Origin of the sequence: Pseudomonas sp. YeP6b (assembly GCF_025642995.1) — a bacterium.
Taxonomy (GTDB): Bacteria; Pseudomonadota; Gammaproteobacteria; order Pseudomonadales; family Pseudomonadaceae; genus Aquipseudomonas.
In genome coordinates this window covers 641691-660231 of the sequence record NZ_CP080090.1, presented here as the reverse complement: position 1 = coordinate 660231, position 18541 = coordinate 641691, and the positions used below count along the sequence as shown (strand labels likewise).

The window sequence follows — 18541 nt, the reverse complement described above, 5'->3', positions numbered from 1 at the left end:
ATATGTGAGTAGATTCGTGAGTAGATCCAGTTCGGTCTAGAAATCTACTCACACTAGGACGGCAATACGCCCGCCTGGTGCGGCCTGCAAGGAGGCTGCGTGCCACTCTCAGATACCACCATCCGTACTGCCAAGCCGAAGGACAAGCTGTATCGGCTGACCGACGCCAACGGCCTATGCCTAGAAGTGACCCCGACCGGTTCCAAGCTGTGGCGCTATCGGTACCGCTTCAACGGCGGCGCAAAGATGCTGGCGCTTGGCGCATACCCATCGGTCACCCTACTGAAAGCTCGTCAGCTTCGCGATGGGGCACGCCAGCTACTGATTGAAGGTACCGACCCGGGCGAGCAGAAAAAAACCGCCAAACAAGCCCAGAAGGTCGAGGGGCTGACTTTCGAGACGTTGGCGCGAGAGTGGTTTGCCTACAACGCCCCCCGCTGGGCAGAGAGCACAACCTACAAAGCCAAGCTGTACCTGGAGAATGATTTGATTCCGGGTATAGGCTCTCGCCCCGTAAAAGCGATCACCCGGCCCGATCTGGTAGACCTGGTGCGCAAGGTAGAGGCCAGGGGCACTCTCAATGCCGCAGGCAAGATCCGACAATGGCTACACCAGATATTTCGGTACGGGCTGGCCAAGGGCGTCGTTGACACCAACCCAGCCACGGATCTGAGCGTGGTAGCAGCACCACCGAAAGCTGCACGCCATCATCCGCAGGTCACCTTTGCTGAACTCCCAGAACTGTTGGCCAAGAGCGAGGCCGCGAATATCCATTCACTTACCCGGCACGCCATCCGCCTGCTGACACTAACGGCCGTTCGCCCGGGCGAACTTCGCCAAGCCCCCTGGGCAGAGTTCGATCTGGAGCGCGCCACCTGGACAATTCCAGCCGAACGCATGAAAGCCCGCCGCCCTCACATCGTCCCTCTACCCCGCCAGGCCGTTGCCATCCTGCGCCAGCTCCAAGAGATCACTGGACGCTATGCACTGGTCTTTGCTGGCGCCAACCCTGAGCGCCCCATGAGCGAGAACACGGTTAACAAGGCATTGCGGTTGGCCGGGTACGAAGGCCGGCAGACAGGCCACGGATTCCGTCACCTACTCAGCACAGAGTTGAACGGACGCGGGTACAACAAAGACTGGATCGAACGTCAGCTTGCCCACGGGGACAGCGACGAAATACGCGGCACCTACAACCATGCGGCTTATGTCGAGCAGCGCCGGGAAATGATGCAAGCCTGGGCAGACTCAATCGACGCGCTATGCGCTGGCGCCAACGTAGTGAGCATCAGACACCGATCTTAGGTGATCTTTTGCTAAGGGGCGGGTGCGCGTGGGTGCGACTGGAAATTACTGATAACATAGCGCCAACTATGTTTATCCATACAGCTCTGACATCGGCATCCGTGGTATGAACGATATGATGCAAAAGATTTATAGAAGTCTTCCTTGGCTGAATATCGGTCAGGCTACCGACTGGCTGCGAATCATCACTCGCGCCCCGGTAACAGAGGACATCATTATGAGTTACTGCGCGGCCCGGCTTCTTGACGTATCTATAAATGTTGGCTTTGGCTGCAGCGGAACCGATGAAAGCGATTGGAGCTGCGACGTTGTAGCGTCCGGCTACCATCGCATGGAAAGCCCGGAAATATTCGCCATGCCCCACGAGCTTCGCGGAACGACCCTTGACCTGTTCGGGCACGTCACCAGCCAATGCCCGGACGGATCGTTAAGCCGTAGGCAAATTCGCTGGTTCACGGCAGCCAGCATCAAGGACTATTCACTAGCCTTCCAATCCCCTCACATCGAGGCACTGGGAGAAAAAATTAACGCTGATGAATTAGCTGCCACAGCGTCCGATATTGAGGCGTTCAAAATAGCAGCCGAGAGCCACCGAGCAGAAAAAGAGCGTGCCACGCTGGAGCTACACGAAGCTATTAGAGAAATTGGCGAGCTAAAAGACGAAATTGCGGCGCTTAAGGAAAAGCCTGCTGCAACCGAATCACCGAAGAAATCCGCATACCTGGTCATCGCTGGCATGATCGACTACACGGTTAACACTCGGAGAACCAGCCATACACAAGAAACCATCGTCGCATCAATAGCGGCCAAGGACTGGCCGGGCGCTGGCGAATCAACGATTAAGCACCTGATAGCTGATGCCAAAAAGATAGCGAAGGAGTCAGACAAGGAAGTGCGAAGCCATATTGCGCCTGGCGCCTAGCTGATCCGCTACGATAATCCCTTCGCATTTCTTGATTTGCAAATACAGGACAGCTATTTGCAATTGCAAAACTGATTTTTGCATTTGCAATGACTACCCTCAGACACCCCGCCAGCATTGCCATCGTCAATTACCCAAACCGCCCTGGAGCGATTAGACGATGACAGCCACTACCCACCCAATCCGCACCCCTGCCAAGCAAGCCGCACTTGTCTCCGGCGATAAACCGGCAATTCGCTTTATCAAGCGCCAGGCCGTAGAGGGAATCACCGGCCTTTCCTGTACAGAGATCTACCGTCGCATTGCCGCAGAAAACTTTCCCAAGCAAGTAACACTCGGCCCTAAGTGCGTTGTCTGGGTTGAGGCGGAGATTTATGGCTGGATGAATGACCGCATTGCCGAAAGCCGCGAGGTGGCCTGAAATGGAAAAGGCCACGATCCCCGAAGAGAAACGCAGCCTGTCGCAAGGCAATAGTAACACCAGCATCAACGCCCAAAACACGCGACTGGCGGCACACCTGCGCCTGGGGCAATCCGACACGTTCACCATCATGCGCGAGCTGAACATCTGCCGCCCTGGTGCCCGTATCTGCGATTTGCGCAACGCCGGCTACAAGATCATCACCAACCGCATCACGATGACGGATGAGTGGGGGCGCATCCACCGCGGTGTTGCCGTTTACACACTGATCGCTGAACCAGGTGCGAAGGTGGCGGCATGAATATCACCCCGCTTACCCGCGTAGGCGACGAACCTCGCGTGGACAGCCGCCAGCTCGCGAAGCAGCTGGGAACCAAGCACAAAAACCCAATGGCGCTTATCGAGCGCTACCTGGCGAAATTTGAAGAGTTCGGGGTTGTTCCTTTTCAAACGGAGAAACCCTTGGGCCGAACTGCCGGTGGTAGGCCAGAGCGCTTCGCCCTGCTGAACGAAGATCAAGCGTTCTTCCTGCTGTCGTTGTCCCGCAATACCGACCGCGTTGTGGAATTGAAAGCGAGCCTCATCATGGCGTTCCGCGAGGCCCGTTATGGGTGCGCCGCCCTGACGCTGGAGGCCCGCAAGAAGGAAGCCAGCAGCAGTGGTCGCCGGCTGGCGCACTGGCGCTACGACAAGCCTGGCATGTACGCGCATGTAGCCCATTTGAGGGAGCAACTGAGGCTACCACTCGACTCGGAGGACTTCCGCCCATGACAGCAATGCTCATGATCAGCGATGAACGGTCGATAACTTTGGTTGCACGCGCCGGAAGTGATCGGTATGGTTCGCCCCAAGTCATGGCAAAATCCGTGGCTGGGTTTGACGGCCCGATTAGCAAAAGGCGCACAGGCGCCCCCATCACGATTGCAGGCGCTTTTTTTGTGCCCGCACATCAAGTTTATGGTGGCTGTGCGTGGGAGACCTTCGGGTCTGCCGGGTTCCTTTTGCCCCGGTCCGTCAACCCACGCACAGCTGCCACCCTAATTCGTTTGACGGCGAACCGTGGCAGCTCCTCAGCAAAAGGAGCTACACCCATGCCAGCCCTAAATCCGTCCGCGCTCCGCGCATTTGCTCACCGCCGCATGGCCCTGAGTGCCCTCCGCGCAAACTCCAGCCTCGCAACCCGACTCAAGCGTTATTCGCACCACATGAGCATCGCCCGCTCCCTAGAGTCTGCAGGGGGTGTGCAATGAATACCCCCGCCCGCACCATCCAAGAGATCGCCCACGACGCGCTTGAGGATCTAGGCAGCGCACAGGTCGTCCTGGGCAAGCTTGAATCCCTGCTGTATGCCGCACTGGCAGACAATGGCACGAGCCAGCACGTCCGCAACCTGGTGGACATTGCGTGGAACCTGGCCGCTGATGGCGCCAACACCGCCAGCGGAGATTTTGAGGCGATCGGCAAGGCTCTCAGTGGGTGCGCGCCACAAACCGCGCCAACCGAAAACGTGGCGCGGGATTCTGCGAAGGTGCAACCATGAACCGGTCCCGCGAGCTCTACAACAACATCGATGCCCACCTGCGCGTAATTCGCGGCCTTGCGGTCATCCTCATGGATAACGACTGCGTCAAGACCGAGGCAACAGGTCATGCGCCTGCCCAGCTTGATGCTGAAAACGAGATGAGCATCCATGAGGCGGTCCACCTCCTTTCTGACCAGGCCCAGCACGAGCTGATTGAGTTGGTTGACTTGTTGGGAGGCACACCAGCATGAAGACCTCTATCCAGAAATCAAGGCGCCCACTGCCCAAAAGTAAGCAGATCGGCCTTCGGTCGAAGCCGGAAGGTAAGTGGGCATGGGATCGGCTGCCTTTCGTTGGTAAGGACCATGGGCGGCAATCCTTCTGGGATGTGCCAATGGTGGGCGGCCACTTCGGCGGTATTGACGCCGGTCGCGCAATGGCTTTGGTGTATCTCAAGTACGTCAGGGATCACCGCAGCGACGAAATCCACAACGCATCGGGAATTCTCAGTTCGATACTCGTGGCGATGGACGCGAAGAAGCCCTCAACCGAAGACGAGGCTGCGTCGTTACAAGGCCAGCGCACCGGCTTCATGTATGAAATTTGCAGCTGGATTAAGGCTGCCGCTGAGCGCCTAGGCTCGACTCTCGACGTTATCCCTGAGCGGTCCTTCGTCCAACAGGCGAATGAAGGCCTGGTAAGAACTGACGCGGCCTTTATGGCCTCGATTGAATCGAAGGTGAAACCATGACCATCGCCAAATTCCAAGACGGCGGTGCCGTCATGTCGGAGCAAGGGATCGTCCACCTTGATATTGATGAGCCCGAAACGACGGCCAAGTCACCCAAGCAGCGTACCGGCGCCCTGACCTAAGAGGTTAACTATGAAAATTCAAAACGGCGCATCTGCGTCGACGGGATCGGCTTGCCTGAAGAAAGCCACCGAACTGTTTTACGTCACCCACCCGAAGGTGCCCAAGGCGCTGCTTGGGCCATTCCTGACCGAGGCCGACGCTGAATGCGGGCGCGTTGTTATGCGCAGTGCTGGCGCTCAGGTGACGGCCTGCCTGGTTGACTCAATCGACGACATTACCCGCTGGCACGGCGTGAACAACGGTCAAGTTTGCCGGGCCTTTGCTGGCGCTGATCGCCAAGGAGGTGGCCAGTGATAATGGTTCACCACTACACGACCGAACATCATCATCTGCCGCTGATCCTCACGTCCGGATCGCTTCGCCCAAACAACGCCGGTGCCGAGCATGAGCCGCCGCTAGTGTGGTTTTCCAAGGCGCAACGCTGGGAGGGCACCGCGACCAAGATGGTCAAGGGGGCGGATGGTCCGCGCTTGCTGACCTTTGCCGAGCAACTGGCCGAGTTTGGATGTACCCGGTTTTCCCTTCCTGCCGACGACGCGCGCCTGATGAGTTGGGTGGATGCCTGCAAGTACGCAGGTATCACCAGCACCACCCGCCGCAAGCTGGAATCCGTGGGGCGCAAGCGTGGTGCCTCGCCCATCAACTGGTTTGCCATTGCTGGCGCCGTGCCGCTGGCCGACGTGCGCCTGCAACGCTTCGACGGCACAGCCTGGGCCGACTTCTCGGGCGTCGAGGGGGTGCGTCATGGGTAACGTAACCCTCATCAAGCGCAAAGGCAGCGGCGGCCCACCAACTGCTGGTGCTCATATCGACAGCGCCAGCTATGTGCTGCTGGTGGAAACCCTGGTTGGCTTCCTGGAGTTGCGCATCTCGGAAGGCGACCAAGGCCGCCATTGCGATGAGCTGGAGCGCCTGACTCAGAATCTGGAGAGCTTGGCCAAGCGGTTTACCCCGCCGAAGGGGGCCGCATGACAGACGTGACGATCCTATTCCGTGATGCGCTCCAGGCCGTCTATGGCCCGCTCGACTGGCTACCAGAGCCAGACGGTGCAATCCACCGGTTCCGTGTGCCGGAGGATAAGCCCGGCTCGCTCAACGGGTGGTATGTGCTGTACCTGGACGGCATTGCATCCGGCGCTTTCGGCAGTTGGAAGGCCGGTGGCGCCAGCACCTGGTGTAGTCGCGAGCCGATGGACGCCCGCGAAGCCGCACAAGTCCGCGAGCGGGTTGACCAGGCCCGGCGTCAGCGCGAAGCCGAACAACACCAGCGCCAGCAGCAGGCCGCCGAGAAGGCCAACCACTGGTGGCGAAATGCGCGCCGCGCCTCACCCGATCACCCGTATCTGGCCGCCAAGGCGGTTCGCTCCTACGGCCTGCGCCAGCGTGGCACTGACCTGCTGATCCCGCTGTACCTGGATGGGCGCTTGGTCAATCTGCAACGAATTGCTCCCGACGGCGACAAGCGCTTCCTGTTCGGCGGCCGGATCAAGGGCACCTATTCACCGCTGGGCATCATCGAGCCAGGTTCTGTGCTTTGCATCTGCGAAGGGTGGGCGACGGCCGCCAGCCTCCACCAGCACGGCGGCTATGTCGTTGCCGCTGCCATGAACGCGGGCAACTTGCTCCCGGCGGCGATGGCTCTTCGCGCTCGCTACCCGGGCCAGGCAATCGTCATTGCCGGCGACGACGACCGGCTCACCGATGGAAACCCGGGGCGCTCAGCGGCAAACGCAGCGGCGGCGGCCGTGGGTGGCCAAGTGGCTTTCCCCGAGTGGCCGGAAGGCGCGCCCGATGACCTCACCGACTTCAACGACCTCGCCAACTGGAAACTCGCCCATGTCCAAGCCTGATACCAACGTGATCAACCTTCGGCCGGACGCCGCGACTATTGCGCCAGATCGCCCCTGCTGGGCGGTGTACGAGCACTGGGTGATCAATGAGAAGGGCCGCAAGCTGCGCCCGGGTGTTTACTGGCACAGCTTCAAGCGCGCCGCCGCTGATCAGGACGACGCCGAGGGCGATACCGGCGACCGGCCTATCACCGATGAGTGGATCTCCAGCCCCGTCACAGTCGTCGCCCGCACCACCAACAGCGACGATGGCAGCGAAGGTCGATTGCTGCGCTTGGTCACCGAGGGCGGCATCAAGGAATGGATCATCGCCATGGAGGTGTTCGGCGGCAGCGGCGAGGACGCCCGGCGCGCCTTGTTCGGGATGGGCGTCATTATCGCCCTCAAGAAACGCGGCACGTTCATGGAGTACCTGCTCGACCAGCATCCTGCAGAAGTGTTTGCCACCACCAGCCGGCCAGGCTGGCATGAGTCGGGCGCTTTCGTGCTGCCTGGGCGAACCATCGGCAGCAACAATGTGCGGTACCAGGCCAGCAACAAGGCCCAGGTACTTTTCAGCCGGCGCGGCGAGCTGGCGCTGTGGCAATCGGAGGTGGCCGCCAAGTGCGCGGGCAACCCGGTGCTGACACTGGCGATCGGCTGCTCACTAGCTGGCCCATTGCTGAGTTTGGTCGGCGTGCTGGGCGGTGGTGTTCACCTGGTGGGCGATAGCTCGAGCGGCAAGTCGCTGGCGCAACTGATCGGCTCGTCTGTATGGGGCGATCCGGGCGTTTTCGCCGCCAGTTGGGACATGACCAAGGGCGGCCTGGAGATCGAAGCGTCGAGCCGCAATGACACCATCCTGCCCTTGGATGAGATCAAGCGTGCCGACCCCAAGCGCGTACAGGAAATGGCCTACTCCCTCGCTAACGGCCAGGGCAAAGGCACCATGACCCGCGAGCGCGAAGGCCGCGCCAAATTGAGCTGGCGCCTGCTGACACTTTCCAGCGGCGAGCGCTCCCTCTCTGAGCACGCTGCCATATCCGGCAATGCCGCCCACGCTGGCGCCGAGTTGCGCATGGTCGACGTGAACGCTGGTACACGTACACACCGGGCCTTCGACGAATTGCATGGGCTTGAGGGAGCGGACTTTCACCGGCAGCTCACCGTGGCAGTCGGCGCCCACCACGGCCACCTTGGGCCAGCCTTTGTCGAGAAGCTGCTCGAGAGCGACGACCGGACCGGCCTGCTGGAAGACTTCGCTGGGGTACGCGCCAGCTTTGTGGAAGACAACGCCCAGGCTGGCCGGGTGGCTGATCGGTTCGCCGTGATCGCGCTTGCCGGGGAGATGGCCATCGCCTACGGCCTGCTCCCATGGGTACCGGGCACCGCTCTCGCTGATTGCCGTTTGCTCTACGGCGAATGGCTCAGCAGGGTAGGCAGCGGCAATGCCGAAGATCGGCAGATCCTGGCCGGCATCCTGGACTTTATCGACCGCCACGGTAGCAGCCGCTTTTCAGATGTCGACGATCAAACTCCTGACACCAAGGTGTTCAACCGGGCCGGTTACTGGGAGCTGGTGGGCACAAACCGCCTGTACCTGTTCAACAAGCCGGCGCTCATCGAGGCGGCGCACGGCTATGGCCTGTCTCGCATCATCAAAGCCCTGGAGGGCGCCAACGTCCTCGCACGCCGTGACAACGAGCGTAAAACCAAAAACTACCGACTCCCTGGTGGTGGCCAGGCGCGTCTCTATGTGATCGATCCAGACATCATGGATCGTGAAGGCGGTGGCGTATGAGCGTCACTCAACGACCAGCAATCCAGATTGCCCAAGTTCACAGGAACCTAGAATCACTGGCAACGGTGGCAACACCGGCAACGGCCTTGTGTGGCGTGGCTTACAGCCGTTGCCACCCTATAAAAAAAGTGGCAACAACTGGCAACGCACACCTCATTTTCAACATAAGAGACCCGCACTTTCCCTTCATTTGGTTATCACTGTTGCCGGTAAAAAACCGGTGGCAACAGTTTGGCAGCATCGGCAACGCCTGGAGGCCACGGTTTACGGGGCTGTTGCCATTGTTGCCGCTGTTGCCGGTGTTTTTGAAATCACAGGAACATTGGATCAGCAATGATCAGGCCGAGGTGACGGCATGAGCCTCCTTTCCAGTCTGCTCGATCAAATGCCGCCAGCTATCGCCGGAATCGATTCGCAAAAAACGAACAGCCGAACTCAGCCTCGCCCGCACCTGGTGTTAGCCAACCCCGTCAATCGCGCTCCCCGGCTCGTCACGAGCCCACACGCAAGCGCCGCCACTGCCACGCCCGAATGGCGACAGGCCCGTGACCAGTACCTCAACCACATCATGGTTTGTCGGAGCTGCTACGCGCCCACCGGCCGCTATTGCATGGCTGGCGCCCACCTGCGCACCAGCTACGACAACACACCTATGGAGGCGCACCAATGACGCCCAGCCTTATCACCCGCTTGTGCAACATCGGTATGAAACCCGGCATCAGCGCCGCCACGCAGCTCATCACCACCCGGCGAATATGCCGCGCCATTGCAGACCAGCTCGACGTTATCCGCAGCGAACGGCGAGCCCTACGCCGGCAAGCGGGAAAGTTGAAAGCGTTTCTCCCATTCACCCGGCAGGCCATTGCTGAATTGGAGGAGCGAGCCCAGGAACACCAAGAGGCCATCCGCAGCGGAGCGTGGAGCGCACTTGCTGGGTTTGGCCAATCACTGATGTTCGACCGCGAGGGGCTGGCGCAGGCGCTGGGCTTCGACCAGATGTGCGACCTGCTGGGCGTCAACCCAGTACATCGCCAACAGGCCAGCGACGACGGTGACACCAGCCTTCGCGGGGTGGCCTACATATCCCAACTGGAGGACAGCGCCGACCGCAAAAGCGACGAATGGGGCGCCGGTGGCCCGCTATATCGCGCCTGCCATGCCGCCATGATCCGGTTCATCAGGGAATGCCCAGAAGATCAGTTGCCCGACCCATTCGGCCCAAAGCTGCCGCCAGTCCTGAGCATCGTCGGCAACTGACCATTTTCCGCGCCACGTTTTGCGAATCACGAAAACGTGGCGCGAAACCGAGCAACACCACCGGGCACAAGCCCATGACCAGCGCCAGCGGCGCATAGAGGAAAACATGACAGACCAAAACAACAACACAACGGGCCAGTTGCCCACACACCGGGAGCGCTTCACCGAGGCGTGCAAGGTGACTGACTTTTTGATCAACCCGAAAGCGGTGGCGGGGTATTACGTCTGGGGCGTTGACCACATCGTCAAAGGCGGCCGTAAGGAGATCGATGGCCCGTATTACACCGAGGAGGAGGCTTGTATAGCCGCCGATCTGATGAAGCCAATAGAGCCGTTCGCTCGAGCGTTTGTGTCCACACATTGCTGGGCGTGGAATCCAGATCCAGAACGTGAAAAGGCGATCCGTGACGATGCCATGGCATCCCGAATGATGCTCGCCATGCAGATCGGCGCCGAAGTACCAACCCACGCCACAAACGACAAGTAGGAGAAATAAACCATGGCCGCATTAGTTATCGAATACACGCCTGTCATCAACTTCAAGCTTCGCGGTGCCCTTCGCCAGTTCGGCAAGTCCTATCCATTGGCCGTGCGTACACCGGCGGAAGCCGTAAAAGCCTTGTGTGTGCAGATCCCTGGCTTTGAACGCTACCTCTCGAACGCGAAATCCCGAGGCTTGGAGTTCGCCGTGTTCCGAGACAAGCGAAATATCGGGGAGAGCGAACTGAACTTCAGTGGTACCGGCGACATCACGATTGCCCCGGTAATTACCGGCAGCAAGCGCGGAGGCTCATTGCAAACCATCATTGGGTCTGTCTTGATCGCTGCTGCCTTTGTGCTTTCATTCACCCCGTTCGCGGCAGCCTCCCCGTTCCTCTACCAAGTTGGCGCGGCCATGGCGATCGGTGGCATCATCCAAATGCTCAGCCCCCAGGCCGGCGGCCTGAAGACCAGCGCAGCCCCCGAGAACACCCCCGGCTACGCCTTCGGCAGCGCCAAGAACACCACGGCATCTGGCAACCCGGTTCCGCTCTGCTACGGCAAGCGGCGAGTAGGCGGCGCGATAATCAGTGCCGCAATCTATGCCGAAGACCAGATGTAGCGACGATGGTAAATTGCCTTTTTTAACGGAGGACGATGTATGCGCAGGATAGCCACAACAGCACTATTTGCCGCCATGGTGGCCGGCTGTGCCACTTCCCCAGTGCCAACGACAAGTGCTGTTGCGGTACCCCCTGAAAGGGTTCTCGCCTATCAGACGAATTCGCCAGGTACTGGCACATTGTCGGTGACCCGAGACTCTGGCCATACGGGAAGTCTTTGTTCGGTAGGCCTTTTCGTAGACGGGAAAGTGGCCGCACTACTCAAGCCTGGAGAGAGGGTTGCCCTCCACGTTCCAGCGGGGTCTGTTGTTGTCGGCGCCGCCTACCAAGGAAGCGGCATCTGCGGGATGGGGGCCGAAAGGCAGGAACGAGAAACAATCGTCACCGGCGGGAAGGTGAAAAACTACCGAATATCAACGAGCGGGGACGGCGTTTTAGACATCCTCCCAACCACGCTTTAGCGAAAATACAGGGCCGCCTTCGGGCGGCTTTGTCACGCGCTGAGACAGACGATATGGTCTCACTCAGACCAAATCGTCTGTTTCGAACTCTCATGAAAAAGCCCCAAGCGGGCAGCAATTATCTTACAAAGGACTGAACTGATGAGCGTTGATAGCTATCGCAGACAAGTGTCACAGCACAGTACAAACATCGCAAAGTTGCAAGTTGAAAAAGGAAAGGTCGCTAAAAAGTTAGCCGTAGCGAGCAAAAAATCTCTAGATGCCCAAATTGCTGCTGGTAAGTCAAAGAGTCTCTCAACCGTATCCTCCAAGTTGAAAGAGGCCCAGCGATACGCCGGAGATGAAGCTAAGGCCCAGCAAGATCTTGGAAAACTAGAAGTCAAAATTGCCGCAGAGCAAAAGAGGCTGATTTCTGCACAGACTCGTCTCGATCAAGAAGAGGTACGTGAGCAAAAGAAAAAAACCGGTGCTCAGACGAGAGCGGCTCAAGAGCAAGATAGGCGTATGAAAAGCATTCGCGAGGATATAGCGAGGCATGATGACCTTCATGTCAAAACTCAGTCAAAAATTAGAGAACTGTCGTCCTTGCCTGACCACATCACAGTTGTATTCTTTGCGTCAGACCCTGGTTCCAACTCAGAAACACGGCTCGCCTTGGACGAAGAAGTCAGGTCCATTGGTATAAAAATACGTGCGTCGGAACACAGGGATGCAGTAAAGCTTGAGTCTCGCTGGGCGGTTCGACCTGGGGATATTCTCCAAGCGATCAACGAGCTGAAACCTACGATTATTCACTTTAGTGGCCATGGCTCATCCGCCGATGAACTGATTCTGCAAGACGATAATGGCAATCCAAAATTTGTACCCATGCCCGCGATCGTTCAGGCTATGGCATTAGCCTCAGAAACAGTAAAGTTGGTTTTCTTCAACACCTGTTACTCGTACAACCAAGCAGAGGCGTGCGCTCAGTATGTAGCCGCGGCAATAGGCATGAACGATCCAATTGGGGACGAAGCCGCTCGAGTCTTCTCTGCTCAATTCTACTCAGCTATCGGATTTGGCTTGTCCATTAACAAAGCATTCCAACAAGCTAAAGCAGCTCTGATGCTTGAAGGAATCGCGGAAGAATCAACCCCTGAACTCTACATCCGCGACAGTGAGGATGAAGTGAGTTTAACGCTCGTCAAGCCGTCATCAAGCGCTTGATCAGGGATAACCGAGCTGATCTACCTCGCATAGAGTCGCCTGGCCCCGCCACCCTTGACAATTGTTAACTGACTGTCATTTCTATTCGATTGCCCCGTTATGGAAGTCCCATGCGCCCCTATTGCCTGATCTACGTTCTACTTGGCTGGATGCTCGCCGGCTGTAGCATTCCTTATCAAACACCCGAAGCCCTTAGACAGATCGAGCACGATCTGAAAATCCCCCAGGGTTCGGTACAGGCCCTGAGCCAGACCAACTGGTGCTACCTGCCCTATGGCTCGGACCATGGCGGCGACGGCCAGTGCAGAGCTATACAAGGCTTGGGAATCCTCGTCGGCGACGGCTTGATATTGAGCACTTACTCAGGTGGTAGTTATCAGCGCTTTATCACCTTGCGCACCAGCGATGTACTCTGTATCAAGACCTTCCGTGGTAGAGAAGCCCCAGAAAGCTTCTTTGCCTTCACCAAGGCCGGTACCGCACAGATCATCCCACTGACTGCTAACGGGCAGCTCAACACCCCGGTAAAAATCCAGTTTCTGGATTACCTGATTGGTCAGAACCAGCCGAGCAACCTCGACTCAGATAAAACGTACGTGCGTGACACCGGCAAGAAGTCCTACTCTGTCGGTGTCATACCGGGCACCAAAGTCCCCTACTTCTCCTCAGTAGCGGTCACGGAGGTCTTTAATCCCTGTCCGGAAAATTAGTTGACCATGCCTTCATTGTCGCCGAGGGTGAGATAGCCAAATTGTAGGCGCTGAAGCAGCGTGATCGCGCCGCCAGTACCCACGCATCTGGCGGCGATATGATGAAGGCGTGCTGGATTCTAGTGCGCGCTCGATGACAAGTTTTGTCAGTTTCTCGACCTGAGAAAAGGTTAAGTTTTGTTGAGTCGCTGGCGGTGTCCCGATCGGGCGGTAACCACTCTGGTAACCACCAAAAGTAACCAACCCGCCTGGTTACCGTAGTCAAAGGAACAGCCGGTATCACCCTTAGATGCCTAGACGACGCCGTTCATCATCTGACAGTGGGTTTATTAGAGCTTCACGATATGCCGCCTCGCACTTTTGGAAGAAAGGTCGGTGAAATACTTGAAGTGCTAATCCAGTCAGCGCGCCAAACCTGACCCAGAATATATAGCGAACCGGACCTAGCGTGAGTGAACTTCGAAAGCTGGTGGGGAGCTGTGTTTTTGAATCCACTGGCACGATGAGCCCTCCGTGCCCAGCAAATTTATGCTCACCGAACTGCTCATAAAAAGTTTCATATGTTGGATCTGCATCGATATACAAACCTACGGTGTTCCTACCCGCCCGGCCCAAGGCGAATTCGCTTACAGCTAATGCACGCGGGCCGCCCGACTCCGCGACGTGACAACAGAGGAGTTTGGCGAAGTAGCGGAATACGTTTAGGTACGGCGTGGACGACAGTTCATATTGCGGTAGGCTGAATACTGATTCCGGAGACTTACCTTGCGATATCAGCTCGGATACCAAGGCACTAAACCGGTCAAACTCGCGATCAGGAGCTTGGGTTTGAGAGCTATTACATGATGCACATATGCGAGCCGAGAAATGAAAGGCCTGGGACTTTGGACCTTGCGCGTCACGGGAAACGCCGGTCCCATCAAAACTGCCGATGACCATAGGCTCTCTACCAAAGATCTTTCGTAACGCAGAAGCTTTTACCATGTGTTCTCCCGTGAGAGATTCCGGGGAGCCACATAGGCAGCAGCGGTCAGCTTGGTATGGTTCGAAAAAAAGTCCCATCGTGAGGCTCCTTGCGATCTAGAGAAACTTGGATTTGTCGACGAACCATGCCGCCCACTCGAATGCGCAATGATAGTCGCAGCTGAAAGGTTTGAAACTTGCCTTACCACTTCGACCAACCTCCCCAGGGACTAACTTTTGCTAACAGGCCGCGAGTATTGCCACTGGCTCCAGACCGGTCTGATCTCAACATTTCTCAACATGGCGCCAGGCCCCGCACTCGATCCGATGTTAGGTTTTGTTAGGTTCTGGTGCGCGCTCGATGATAGGTTTTGACAGGTTCCTGCGCCGCTCCGATGTCAAGTTTTGACAAGTCGCTGGCGCTCACCTTCAATCACCCTTCAGCACACAAAAATGGATCAGGAGTGACCATGAATTGGGAAAGCAGGCACAGCCCAGACGAATACGTTTCGATCATCGCGGAGGTTTTCTATGACCCCGCACGCCGCAAAAATGGTGTTCGCCCGGCAAGCGGGCAACCCTTTGCCCAAAACATGAAGATCGAGTGTTCAAGGGAGATCAGGGATTATCCGGTAGGCACGAAGGTGCGCTTGCGAGTTGTGGAGACGGCAAAAGAGGAAAGTCGCCTGTTTTTGTATAGCAGCTACAAATGGGCGCATGAACTCGTTTAAGCAGTGTCCGGTATCCACGCTGGTATCCACGGAATAGGGCAAATCGGCGCGGACACCCTGGGTGGTGAGCGCCCCTCCTGGGTACTGACGCATCCCCCCCTTCGCCGAAACACCCCATGGACGGCTGGCGCCAGTGCCGGCCGACGTGTTTCGCGCATTCTTTCGCGCACGTCCGTCGCGCACATGGCCTGCGCGAAGCTGCGCCCCGGCAAGGGTTCACGCACCCTTCACGCAGCATATTCACGCACTGGGGCCGTGTAACAGCCGGTGTAACAGCAGATCGAGTTATGTCAGCGCGACGATTTAGACGCCACCGCGTCAGCAATGGAGCACCGGTTTACTGCGCAGCAATTGCGCAAATTGCGCACCGCTATCACGTATTCTGAGTGCGCACCGGAGGTAGGTTCGCACTAAGGTTCGCACCCTCTAACGCGAACCTGGTGCGAACCAGACCGCCAGCCTGTTATCAAAAGTTATGGTTGCCAGGCGCTGGTTTCCACTGTGGTTTCCAGGGTTTGGCAGTGGTTTCCACTGGCAACCTGGCCGCCGTCGAGAAACACCCCATGAATGACCACATCAAAACCACCATTCGCACGCTTTACCGCGGTCGACTGCATGTCAGGTTTTGTCAGGTCCACGCGTGTAGAAAACGACACTCTGTGTAGGAATCAACACGGTTTCGAGCGCGCAAAGGTGATGGGCTATGCCTATGCCCTGGCGCCGGCTTTTACTTTGACCACACTTTGACGAAATGTGAGACAGGCATGAGACGGAATCCAAGCTGGATGGGCGTCTGATGCTTATTCCCCGCGGGCTCCGTCAAAGTAGGCTGTCTGGCCGTCTCATACCCCTGACAGACCCCAGACGGTTCTCCAGGCGCCGGTGCTACGCTCTCTCGAAACACGGAGAGCCACCATGACGGATACCAAACTGATCGCCAGCCTGTTCGACCGCCTCAATCAAAACCAGCTCGCCCTAGGCGCCGCGGTGGAGGAGCTTTCCAACTGGGTCGAACGGCGCGGTTCGGCGGATATTGCCAACAACGTGCGCGGCGCTCTCGAAACGCTCGATGAGAACCTAGTGTTCATTCGCCAGGGCATTGCTGAGCTGACCGTCGCCGGCAGCATGGGGCAGTCGTGACGCACGCTAGGATTCTGGACAGGCATTGGACAGCCTGCGCGTCGGCAGGTTGGCCCACTCAGGCCCGGAACCACAGCCAGCAAGGGCCGCAGCAAATCGAACAGCCGGCCGGATAGCTACAACGTCCAGAACCCAGAACGACGGCGATCTGGGTAATAGCTGGCCCCCAGTCGCATCTAGAAAAACGACCCGATAATCCTTGACCAGCCTTGACGAAATTCTTGACAGGTCTTGACGGATTTATCTGCCGCCGCCGGTAGTAGGCGCGCTGAAAGCCACGCAGATCAAGGCTTTTCGAGCATTCTGGCTGCCTGGCCAGCACCAGCCTCGTCTAAAATTCGGGAGGCGGCCGTCAAGGTGGATGCTCGATCAATATCCTGGCGCGATGGGGTGGTGAAATGCCGGGCCAGGAAAATGCTTAGCGCGCCAGGCAATACTAGACAGGCACTAGACGGATTTTCGCTGACAGAACACGGGCAAGTTGCCCGCAGTCCAAGCAATACGCCGCTTCCAGCGTTATAGGTGGCGTGCTGATGCTAGATGCTCGTCAAGTATTTTCCGGGGCTTCCAGCGACCTGATAGCAGGTCGGAGCAGGTGTGACCGAGTAATTCACCCCAGAGCGGAAACCGGTCGGTTTGTCAGCTTGGCCAACTACCCGGATTCCAGATATCTGCTCACGTTCCGCTGGTAACATCTGCAGGTCATCTGCTGGCTCCGCTTCATTCCGGCGCCAGCATCCACCGCGCACCGAGGATAAAGCCGTGTCCGTTATTGACTGTGATTATCTACCCGCCGACAAGGTGGTGTTTCCGCCGGAGCTGGCGCTGCTGATCGTCAGGAAGGCCAGCGCAATGGCGGCTGCATTCGAGGAGCAGGCGCTCGACCAGCTCACGAAGGATGCTCGACGCGCCCTTTCGCGGGGAGCTGAGCCAAGACGCGTAATCAGGGAAATGCGCTTATAGGCCGAAAAAGAACTGCCGGGGGCCTCGGTAGTTTTTCCAGTACCTGCCATACCGAAATGGGAGCCCAGGCTAATTACGGAGAATCCAGGACAATCCCCTTTCGCGAAACACCCCATGAACGACCACTACCCTGATCCGGGGTGGTGCTGGCGCGGGGAATGGCAAGAACGCCTCTGTGTGGTGGAACTGCCACACGGGGCCAGCACCATCGCCGCGAAAGTGTGGCGATGGCTCCTCAAAAGTGAGGAACGAGATAATCGGGCCACTTTTTGACTGATCCATCAAAGGAGTGGTGGTGATGGCCATACCTTTGCACTTGGGCGGGCTTATCAAGATGGCGTTACCACTCGTCGGGCATCGACAGAGGAAATCAGCACGGTTTCGGTCGCCGCCGGCAGGTTCAAAACAGAGCAGCATTCTGAAAAGAGAGTAGATTTGTGAGTAGATTTATATATCGACCAAAGACAAACCCTTTAAAGACGTGACCTGTAGACAGCTGTTCGATTCCGTCTCTGGCACCACTAATACCGAAAAACCCCAAGCGAAGATAATTCCTTGGGGTTTTTTATTGCCTGCGATTTAATGGCCGAGGCTTATTTATCGCCCGGCTCAATCGTTTAGCGGGTACTAAATTTTTTACTGCAAGGTAGTTATTGGATGACCCGGTACTTGTTCTGCACGCTATTACTGCTGACAGCGCTGCTCAGTGGATGCGCCACGCAAATGGACGTAGCGATCAACGCAACACCCGACCCGGACTATCACTTTGATCGACAGGCAACGGTGCTGGTGACGACCTCCGTTGGTGGCAGCGCAGAAAGCACGCTTAACGCCCGCTACTACCTGCGCGATATGGTCAGCGCCATGAAGGACCAGGGTTTTCAAAAAGTGTTTACCGACACCACCCTGCCCAAGAACCACGCACCGATCAAAATGACCATCCTCCTCGATGTCGACAGCCACCAGGTGACCTACCGCTACACCGCCACCGAATATGGCCAGGTGCCAACCAGCACCACCACTCAGTGCAAGAAGAACAAGAAAAAAGAAGACCAACTGACCTGCACCAGCAAACCGAACACCACCTATGGCCCGGTGGGCACCTCAGAGCGAACCGGCTACACCACGCTCACCACCTTCACGGCCACGGCACGCGATGAAGTCAGCAGGCGTGCGGTGTACCTGTTGCGGGCGACGTCCTACAACGAAGACTGCCAGGCTGCCAAGGTCGAGGCCTTTCTGGTGGAACAGGGGCTGCAGAACCTGAATTTCCATGACCGCGTGCAACGCAACTACACCGTCACTATGCCTGAGGGGTACCGCTGCAAATAGC

Annotated in this window: 26 protein-coding genes; 25 read left to right on the top strand and 1 reads right to left on the bottom strand. The window is 57.7% G+C overall.

Annotated features, from left to right (window positions below):
* The first annotated feature begins 99 nt into the window (after nucleotides 1–99).
* From KZH41_RS02960 to KZH41_RS02860, 21 genes are all read left to right on the top strand, one after another.
* A complete protein-coding gene (locus KZH41_RS02960; RefSeq protein ID WP_263274363.1) occupies nucleotides 100–1305 on the top strand; it encodes a tyrosine-type recombinase/integrase in 1206 nt (401 codons plus the stop codon).
* 106 nt (nucleotides 1306–1411) lie between these two features.
* The gene (locus tag KZH41_RS02955) at nucleotides 1412–2227 is read left to right on the top strand and encodes a hypothetical protein (RefSeq protein WP_263274362.1); all 816 of its coding nucleotides are present in this window, start codon (nucleotides 1412–1414) and stop codon (nucleotides 2225–2227) included.
* Between the two features lie 160 nt (nucleotides 2228–2387).
* On the top strand, nucleotides 2388–2648 hold the full coding sequence (locus KZH41_RS02950; protein WP_263274361.1) for a helix-turn-helix transcriptional regulator: 261 nt from the start codon (nucleotides 2388–2390) through the stop codon (nucleotides 2646–2648).
* A 1-nt stretch (nucleotide 2649) separates the two neighbouring features.
* Complete coding sequence (locus KZH41_RS02945) at nucleotides 2650–2949, top strand: helix-turn-helix domain-containing protein (protein ID WP_263274360.1); 300 nt, start codon at nucleotides 2650–2652, stop codon at nucleotides 2947–2949.
* Nucleotides 2946–3419: a Rha family transcriptional regulator gene (locus tag KZH41_RS02940; RefSeq protein WP_263274359.1), complete on the top strand. Its 474-nt coding sequence runs from the start codon at nucleotides 2946–2948 to the stop codon at nucleotides 3417–3419. The genes KZH41_RS02945 and KZH41_RS02940 overlap by 4 nt, the downstream gene beginning before the upstream one ends.
* Nucleotides 3420–3894: 475 nt before the next feature.
* Nucleotides 3895–4188, top strand: a complete 294-nt coding sequence (locus KZH41_RS02935) for a hypothetical protein (protein WP_263274358.1) — start codon at nucleotides 3895–3897, stop codon at nucleotides 4186–4188.
* Nucleotides 4185–4421: a hypothetical protein gene (locus KZH41_RS02930; protein WP_263274357.1), complete on the top strand. Its 237-nt coding sequence runs from the start codon at nucleotides 4185–4187 to the stop codon at nucleotides 4419–4421. Before KZH41_RS02935 ends, KZH41_RS02930 begins: the two co-directional genes overlap by 4 nt.
* Nucleotides 4418–4921 carry a hypothetical protein gene (locus tag KZH41_RS02925; protein ID WP_263274356.1) on the top strand — a complete coding sequence of 168 codons (504 nt, stop codon included), beginning with the start codon at nucleotides 4418–4420 and terminating at the stop codon, nucleotides 4919–4921. Before KZH41_RS02930 ends, KZH41_RS02925 begins: the two co-directional genes overlap by 4 nt.
* Complete coding sequence (locus KZH41_RS02920; protein ID WP_263274355.1) at nucleotides 4918–5043, top strand: hypothetical protein; 126 nt, start codon at nucleotides 4918–4920, stop codon at nucleotides 5041–5043. Before KZH41_RS02925 ends, KZH41_RS02920 begins: the two co-directional genes overlap by 4 nt.
* A 10-nt stretch (nucleotides 5044–5053) precedes the next feature.
* Nucleotides 5054–5338 carry a hypothetical protein gene (locus tag KZH41_RS02915; RefSeq protein WP_263274354.1) on the top strand — a complete coding sequence of 95 codons (285 nt, stop codon included), beginning with the start codon at nucleotides 5054–5056 and terminating at the stop codon, nucleotides 5336–5338.
* Nucleotides 5335–5796, top strand: a complete 462-nt coding sequence (locus tag KZH41_RS02910) for a hypothetical protein (protein ID WP_263274353.1) — start codon at nucleotides 5335–5337, stop codon at nucleotides 5794–5796. Before KZH41_RS02915 ends, KZH41_RS02910 begins: the two co-directional genes overlap by 4 nt.
* Nucleotides 5789–6016: a hypothetical protein gene (locus tag KZH41_RS02905; protein ID WP_263274352.1), complete on the top strand. Its 228-nt coding sequence runs from the start codon at nucleotides 5789–5791 to the stop codon at nucleotides 6014–6016. Before KZH41_RS02910 ends, KZH41_RS02905 begins: the two co-directional genes overlap by 8 nt.
* On the top strand, nucleotides 6013–6894 hold the full coding sequence (locus KZH41_RS02900; protein ID WP_263274351.1) for a toprim domain-containing protein: 882 nt from the start codon (nucleotides 6013–6015) through the stop codon (nucleotides 6892–6894). The genes KZH41_RS02905 and KZH41_RS02900 overlap by 4 nt, the downstream gene beginning before the upstream one ends.
* The gene (locus tag KZH41_RS02895) at nucleotides 6881–8674 is read left to right on the top strand and encodes a DUF927 domain-containing protein (protein ID WP_263274350.1); all 1794 of its coding nucleotides are present in this window, start codon (nucleotides 6881–6883) and stop codon (nucleotides 8672–8674) included. Before KZH41_RS02900 ends, KZH41_RS02895 begins: the two co-directional genes overlap by 14 nt.
* Nucleotides 8671–9033: a hypothetical protein gene (locus KZH41_RS02890; RefSeq protein WP_263274349.1), complete on the top strand. Its 363-nt coding sequence runs from the start codon at nucleotides 8671–8673 to the stop codon at nucleotides 9031–9033. The genes KZH41_RS02895 and KZH41_RS02890 overlap by 4 nt, the downstream gene beginning before the upstream one ends.
* Complete coding sequence (locus KZH41_RS02885; protein WP_263274348.1) at nucleotides 9030–9344, top strand: hypothetical protein; 315 nt, start codon at nucleotides 9030–9032, stop codon at nucleotides 9342–9344. Before KZH41_RS02890 ends, KZH41_RS02885 begins: the two co-directional genes overlap by 4 nt.
* Nucleotides 9341–9931, top strand: coding sequence for a hypothetical protein (locus KZH41_RS02880; RefSeq protein WP_263274347.1), 591 nt, complete (start codon nucleotides 9341–9343; stop codon nucleotides 9929–9931). Before KZH41_RS02885 ends, KZH41_RS02880 begins: the two co-directional genes overlap by 4 nt.
* A gap of 106 nt (nucleotides 9932–10037) precedes the next feature.
* A complete protein-coding gene (locus tag KZH41_RS02875) occupies nucleotides 10038–10418 on the top strand; it encodes a hypothetical protein (RefSeq protein ID WP_263274346.1) in 381 nt (126 codons plus the stop codon).
* Nucleotides 10419–10430: 12 nt separating this feature from the next.
* Complete coding sequence (locus KZH41_RS02870) at nucleotides 10431–11033, top strand: tail assembly protein (protein ID WP_263274345.1); 603 nt, start codon at nucleotides 10431–10433, stop codon at nucleotides 11031–11033.
* Between the two features lie 603 nt (nucleotides 11034–11636).
* Nucleotides 11637–12701: a CHAT domain-containing protein gene (locus tag KZH41_RS02865; protein WP_263274344.1), complete on the top strand. Its 1065-nt coding sequence runs from the start codon at nucleotides 11637–11639 to the stop codon at nucleotides 12699–12701.
* A 110-nt stretch (nucleotides 12702–12811) separates the two neighbouring features.
* Nucleotides 12812–13411, top strand: a complete 600-nt coding sequence (locus KZH41_RS02860) for a hypothetical protein (protein ID WP_263274343.1) — start codon at nucleotides 12812–12814, stop codon at nucleotides 13409–13411.
* A 285-nt stretch (nucleotides 13412–13696) separates the two neighbouring features.
* Here the strand turns inward: KZH41_RS02860 and KZH41_RS02855 are convergent, their stop codons facing one another.
* Complete coding sequence (locus KZH41_RS02855; protein ID WP_263274342.1) at nucleotides 13697–14395, bottom strand: hypothetical protein; 699 nt, start codon at nucleotides 14393–14395, stop codon at nucleotides 13697–13699.
* Nucleotides 14396–14844: 449 nt separating this feature from the next.
* Here KZH41_RS02855 and KZH41_RS02850 point away from each other — a divergent pair, with 449 nt between their 5' ends.
* The 4 genes from KZH41_RS02850 to KZH41_RS02835 all read left to right on the top strand — a co-directional run bounded on the left by KZH41_RS02850 (nucleotide 14845) and on the right by KZH41_RS02835 (nucleotide 18540).
* Nucleotides 14845–15105: a hypothetical protein gene (locus KZH41_RS02850; protein WP_263274341.1), complete on the top strand. Its 261-nt coding sequence runs from the start codon at nucleotides 14845–14847 to the stop codon at nucleotides 15103–15105.
* Nucleotides 15106–16020: 915 nt separating this feature from the next.
* Nucleotides 16021–16245 carry a hypothetical protein gene (locus tag KZH41_RS02845; protein ID WP_263274340.1) on the top strand — a complete coding sequence of 75 codons (225 nt, stop codon included), beginning with the start codon at nucleotides 16021–16023 and terminating at the stop codon, nucleotides 16243–16245.
* Nucleotides 16246–17007: 762 nt separating this feature from the next.
* The gene (locus tag KZH41_RS02840) at nucleotides 17008–17208 is read left to right on the top strand and encodes a hypothetical protein (protein WP_149411341.1); all 201 of its coding nucleotides are present in this window, start codon (nucleotides 17008–17010) and stop codon (nucleotides 17206–17208) included.
* A 657-nt stretch (nucleotides 17209–17865) separates the two neighbouring features.
* Nucleotides 17866–18540 carry a hypothetical protein gene (locus KZH41_RS02835; protein WP_083355727.1) on the top strand — a complete coding sequence of 225 codons (675 nt, stop codon included), beginning with the start codon at nucleotides 17866–17868 and terminating at the stop codon, nucleotides 18538–18540.
* The last annotated feature ends 1 nt before the right edge of the window (nucleotide 18541 follow it).